This window comes from Polynucleobacter sp. 35-46-11, assembly GCF_002281105.1.
The window spans coordinates 1-1,960 of the sequence record NZ_NCFJ01000467.1 but is presented as its reverse complement, the minus strand read 5'-3'; the positions used below and the strand labels follow the sequence as shown (position 1 = coordinate 1,960).

General features: G+C 46.3%; 3 protein-coding genes. All 3 read left to right on the top strand.

The window, feature by feature from the left end; all coding sequences use genetic code 11:
* Positions 1-875, top strand: an 875-nt coding sequence (argJ, locus tag B7Y67_RS16435; protein ID WP_293599552.1) for a bifunctional glutamate N-acetyltransferase/amino-acid acetyltransferase ArgJ, incomplete at its 5' end; no start/stop codon positions are given.
* Between the two features lie 11 nt (positions 876-886).
* Positions 887-1,747, top strand: coding sequence for an ATP-binding protein (locus B7Y67_RS16430; protein WP_293599551.1), 861 nt, complete (start codon positions 887-889; stop codon positions 1,745-1,747).
* Positions 1,748-1,754: 7 nt separating this feature from the next.
* Positions 1,755-1,960 (top strand): NUDIX domain-containing protein (locus B7Y67_RS16425; protein WP_293599550.1); only part of this gene is annotated, 206 nt, incomplete at its 3' end.

Sequence of the window (1,960 nt, the reverse complement as noted above, 5' to 3'; positions counted from 1 at the left end):
CAACTGGTGTGATTCTGGAGCCACTGCCGATCGACAGATTAATTGCTGGATTGCCTAAAGCAGTTGCTAACCTTGGCGAAGACCATTGGCTTGATGCTGCTGAAGCCATCATGACTACAGATACTCAGCCCAAAGCTGCATCCATGACAGTGGATACCCCATCTGGACTTGTGACCATTACCGGTATTTGCAAAGGTGCCGGCATGATTCATCCTAATATGGCAACGATGTTGGGGTTTATTGCAACTGATGCTGGTTTTGCTCCAGGCCTGCTTAATCAACTGACGCGTGAGATTGCTGATCTTTCTTTTAACGCGATCACGATTGATGGCGATACCTCAACCAATGATTCATTCATCATTATGGCAACTGGCCAGTCCTCTGTGCAGATCCAATCTGCTGCTGAACCTAGTTATGCCTTAGTTCGGGCCGCATTAATCGATCTCGCCCGTAAGCTTGCTCAAATGATTGTGAGGGATGGTGAAGGAGCAACTAAATTTATTACGATTGATGTGCAGGGTGGTAAGACGGAGGAGGAGTGCCGCTTAGTAGCAGAGGCGGTAGCCCATTCACCATTAGTAAAGACGGCTTTCTTTGCTAGCGACCCCAATCTAGGTCGCATTCTTGCGGCGATTGGTTACGCTGGAATCACTGACCTCGACGTGAACCAAGTGCAAATGTGGCTTGGGGATGTTTGGGTTGCTAAGAATGGTGGCCGACATCCTGATTACCAAGAAGCTGATGGTCAGAGAGTGATGCAGGCTGAAGAAATTACCGTCAAGATTGACTTGGGTCGTGGATCGGCACAGCAGACGATGTGGACTTGTGATTTGTCACATGACTACGTTTCCATTAATGCTGATTACCGCTCATAGGAATTCGTGAAATGAATGAAAAATTAGAGCAACTCCTCAACCACCTTGAAACATTTTTACCAAAGCAGTTAACGGAAGAGCAGTGGAAATCATCAACCGCTTTTAGGTGGCGTCGTCGCGATAGCATCTTCGGAAGCATTGGTTTTTTGCAGCCAGTCAAACATGTTTCGGACATCACCTTTGAAGATCTAAAAAATATCGATCGTCAACGTGATGCAATTCGTGACAACACCAAAAACTTTATTCAGGGCAAGCCTGCTAATAATATTTTATTAACGGGTGCACGTGGCACAGGAAAGTCCTCACTCATTAAAGCAAGCTTGCATGAGTTTGCTAGCCAGGGCTTACGTTTGGTCGAAGTTGAAAAAGAGCATTTAGCGGACTTAGCTGACATTACGGATTTATTAGCTGACCGCCCAGAGCGCTTCATTATTTTTTGTGATGATCTCTCATTTGAAGATGGGGAATCAGGCTATAAGGCTATGAAGTCTGCTTTGGATGGCTCTGTATCAGCACAAGTCGACAATATTTTGATTTATGCCACCTCTAACCGACGCCACCTCTTGCCTGAATATATGAAGGATAACGAGGGTTATGTTCACGGTGATGATGGAGAAATTCATCCGGGTGAAGTGGTTGAGGAAAAAATTTCTCTCTCGGAGCGTTTTGGTTTATGGCTTTCTTTTTATCCACCAAAGCAAGATGAGTATCTAGAAATTGTTGCCCATTGGTTACGCCATTTTGGTTTAAGTGACGCGCAGATTGAGGGTGCTAGAGCTGAAGCATTGGTTTGGGCATTAGAGCGAGGTTCGCGTTCTGGTCGTGTTGCTTGGCAGTTTGCTAAGCATTGGGCTGGCTCGCACGCGGCTTAATCATTCCATGGATGACTTTAAACGCCCTGTGACGGAAGTCGCTGCTGGGATTCTATTGGATGCAGAAGGACGCTATCTTTTGGGTCAGCGTCCAGAAGGCAAGCCTTATGCTGGCTACTGGGAGGTTCCCGGTGGAAAAATTGAATCCGGTGAATCTGTATTCGCAGCACTCAAGCGTGAATTACAAGAAGAGCTCGGGATTGATATTGAGTC